Origin of the sequence: Pseudoalteromonas sp. APC 3691, from assembly GCF_030408135.1 — a bacterium.
In the GTDB taxonomy this organism is placed as follows: Bacteria; Pseudomonadota; Gammaproteobacteria; order Enterobacterales; family Alteromonadaceae; genus Pseudoalteromonas.
Genome location: NZ_JASDCB010000122.1, coordinates 1 through 3851 on the forward strand (window position 1 = coordinate 1; position 3851 = coordinate 3851).

Below are 3851 nucleotides of genomic sequence, written 5' to 3' on the forward strand. Positions count from 1 at the left end.
CCCACCCTCAAGCACAGTATTGGTCTGACTAAGTATAGGGCGTTGCGCTATTTTGCACGCTGACCCACCAATACTGCCGAAACAGGTTACGGTTAGTTGTGTACCTCTAACTTCTTATGGCTTCCTTCAGACCCCACCGTTGGCCAGTGACGCCCTTGCCATTCAGATTATCTTCCCCTTAGTCAGGGTGATAAGGCATCTTTCAGCCTATCGGGTTTGCCAGCTTCGCTGGGCAAACAAAAAAAGGCGCATTGAGCGCCTTTTTATCTTTAACAGGTAATTACCAACCTTTTGATTTTACTCAACTGTAACCGATTTTGCTAAGTTACGTGGTTGGTCAACATCTGTGCCTTTAATGACCGCTACATAGTACGACAGTAACTGTAGTGGGATTGTATATACAACTGGAGCAATTACGTCATCAACATGATTTACGTTGATTACACGCATTGTGTCGTCTGACTCAAAGTGTGAATCTTTATCAGCGAATACATAGATGATGCCGCCACGTGCACGTACTTCTTCTACGTTTGATTTAAGCTTTTCAAGCAATTCGTTGTTTGGTGCTACAACAATAATTGGCATGTCGGCATCAATTAGCGCTAATGGGCCATGTTTAAGCTCACCTGCTGCATAAGCTTCAGCGTGAATGTATGAAATCTCTTTAAGCTTAAGCGCGCCTTCCATTGCGATTGGGTATTGCGACCCGCGACCTAAAAACAGTGAGTGGTGCTTATCAGCAAATTCTTCTGCAAGGTCTGCAATGCCATCAGCTAATAGTAGCGTTTCTTCTAATTTAGCTGGCAGCAGTTTAATGGCGTTAACAATCGTACTTTGATCTAAGCCTTTTTCTTGCGCAATAGACGCAGTAAGCATTAACAAACCAACAAGCTGCGTAGTAAATGCTTTAGTAGAGGCTACACCAATTTCAGTACCAGCTTTGGTCATAAAGGCAAGGTCAGATTCACGTACAAGCGATGAGCCTGGTACGTTACAAATAGTCATTGACCCCATATAGCCTTGCTCTTTAGCTAAACGCAGTGCAGCTAAAGTATCAGCCGTTTCGCCCGATTGTGAAATCGTTACTAGTAGGCTGTTTTCGTGTACAAACGATTGACGGTAACGGAACTCAGAGGCAATCTCTACGTTACAGCTAACACCTGCAAATTGCTCAAGCCAGTAACGAGCAACCATACCTGAGTGGTATGACGTACCACAGGCAATAATTTGTACGTGTTTTACGTCTTTAAATATTTGCTGTGCGCTGTCGCCAAAGGCATCAATCGCGACGCGGTCGTCGTTTAAACGTCCTTCAAGGGTGTTACGTACTGCAAGTGGCTGCTCATAAATTTCTTTTAACATGTAGTGACGGTAATCACCTTTGCCTGATGCATCTTGTGTGATGTTTGATTCAACAACTTCACGTTCAACCGCGTTGCCATCGGCATCAAAAATTTCTACTGTGTCGCGCGTAATGCGCGCTACATCACCTTCTTCTAAGAAGATAAAGCTGCGAGTCACCGGTAATAATGCAAGTTGGTCAGAGGCAATAAAGTTTTCACCAAGGCCTAAACCAATAACTAACGGGCTGCCTGAGCGCGCGACAATAATTTCGTTATCATTCGCTTTATCGAACACAACTGTACCAAATGCACCTTCAAACTGTTTAACAGCTGCTTGAACTGACGCTAATAAAGTGGTGTGCTGCTGACGTAACTGATGAATTAAATGCACCATTACTTCGGTGTCGGTATCTGATAAAAACTCGTAACCGTCGCCTTTAAGTGCTGCACGCAAACTTGCGTGGTTTTCAATGATACCGTTATGTACAAGCGCTAATTGATTGCTTGAAACATGTGGGTGAGCATTGGCTTTAGTTACACCGCCATGAGTTGCCCAACGAGTGTGTGCAATACCTGTGTGACCGCTAACACCAGCTTGTTCAAGTGCTGATTCTAAGTTTACAACCTTACCAACTGCTTTAACTGTATTAAGAGTATTACCTTCAAGTAAAGCTACACCTGCTGAGTCATAACCACGGTACTCAAGACGCTTAAGGCCTTCAACTAAGATTTTATTTACTGGACGTTCTGCAACAGCCCCAACGATTCCACACATAGTGTCTCCATTAATTTTTTAATTCTAGCAACTCACGGCGTAGTTACTAATCCATAATCTCTGCGCAAATTAGTTTTACACCACATGCCTCAATCGCTGCGCGTTTATCATGCGCTAAGCCACTGTCGGTTATTAATGTGGTTACTGTTTGCCACGGTAATTCTAAATTTGGTATTTTTCGGCCAATCTTTTCTGACTCAACCAGCACAATAACTTCGCGCGCCGCTTTAGCCATCACTTGGCTTAGCCCAACAAGTTCATTAAACGTGGTTGTTCCTCGCGCTACATCAATGCCATCGGCACCAATGAACAGCTGATCAAAATCATATGAGCATAGTACATTTTCGGCTACTTGCCCCTGAAACGATTCCGAATGCGGATCCCATGTGCCACCGGTCATTAACAGTGTTGGTTCGTTTTCAAGTGCTAATAAACGTGTTGCCACTTTAATGGCGTTAGTCATAACAACTAACCCCTGCTTAGTAGCCAACTCAGGGATCATCGCTGCAGTGGTGCGGCCGCTGTCAATAATAATGCGGTTATGATCGTTTATAAGTGAGGCTGCCGCTTTTGCTATTGCTACTTTGCGCTTTGAATCTACTTCATCGCTAACAATTTCTTTAGGTAGTGCAATAGCACCACCGTAGCGGCGAAGTAATAAGCCACTTTTTTCAAGCGAGGTTAAATCTTTTCGAATGGTTACTTCTGATGTTTGAAACTGCTCAGCTAGCTTTTCAACAACTACTTCACCTAGTTCATTAACCTGAACCAGTATATTGTGACGACGCTGTTGTGTGTTTCGTTTAGTCATAAAGCTCGTGAATTAAGTTTCGTTTCGAAAGTTATGCGATTTTAAACGAAACAACCTAAATGGCAAGTGAACGAGCAAAAAAAACACAGTTTTATTCTAATAATAATAAAACTAAAAGTACGGTAAGCTATAACTAATTAAGTTATAAAGATAAATACAATGCAGTCATTTAACAGTATCAGTAAAGAATACTTAGCACAGCGAAAGCAAGCAGGTGAAACCTGCCGTTTATTTAATAAGAGCCCAAGTAAAGGCAACTTAAAACGTATCAAAGAGTTATTTTTAAAGTCGGGTGATGGTGTAATTATCGAATCAGGTTTTCATTGTGATTACGGTAATCAAATCGTTATTGGTGATCGTACTTTTATTAATATTAATTGCACACTTCTTGACTCGCCATTAGCCAATAACTCAATCACCATTGGTGATGACTGCTTAATAGGCCCGAACGTTCAGTTTTTAGCTGTATCACATGCTACTAATCCAGTAGAAAGGCTTAATAAAGAAAACTTTGCAGCACCTATCGCGTTAGGCAATAACGTATGGGTTGGCGCAGGTGTAATTATTTTAGCGGGTGTAAGTATTGGTGAAAATAGTATTGTGGGTGCGGGTGCTGTGGTTACTAAAAATGTAGTGCCTAATACTGTAGTAGCGGGTAACCCAGCTCGTGAAGTAAGAACACTGTAGATATTCTCGATGTGATTTTAGCGTCAGGAGTCACTACGCTCGCTCGCCCTACGTGATATGTGTTGATGTGAGTGTATATTAATTGCGCGCATTTACTTTTTTGCAGACGTAAAAAAGCCCGAATCGTTAGATTCGGGCTTTCTACAATTTGAAGCCTGGTAATGTCCTACTTTCACATAGCAAATGCTACACTATCATCGGCGCTGTTTCGTTTCACTACTGAGTTCGGCATGGA

At 42.3% G+C, this 3851-nt stretch carries 3 protein-coding genes; 1 reads left to right on the forward strand and 2 read right to left on the reverse strand.

Features of this window, described 5'->3' with window-relative positions:
• Positions 1-297: 297 nt before the first annotated feature.
• Positions 298-2118, reverse strand: coding sequence for a glutamine--fructose-6-phosphate transaminase (isomerizing) (glmS, locus tag QL998_RS20325; protein ID WP_290193372.1), 1821 nt, complete (start codon positions 2116-2118; stop codon positions 298-300).
• Positions 2119-2164: 46 nt separating this feature from the next.
• Positions 2165-2929 carry a DeoR family transcriptional regulator gene (locus QL998_RS20330; protein WP_290193373.1) on the reverse strand — a complete coding sequence of 255 codons (765 nt, stop codon included), beginning with the start codon at positions 2927-2929 and terminating at the stop codon, positions 2165-2167.
• Between the two features lie 159 nt (positions 2930-3088).
• Between QL998_RS20330 and QL998_RS20335 the strand changes: the two genes are divergently transcribed.
• The gene (locus QL998_RS20335) at positions 3089-3616 is read left to right on the forward strand and encodes a sugar O-acetyltransferase (RefSeq protein WP_024603745.1); all 528 of its coding nucleotides are present in this window, start codon (positions 3089-3091) and stop codon (positions 3614-3616) included.
• The last annotated feature ends 235 nt before the right edge of the window (positions 3617-3851 follow it).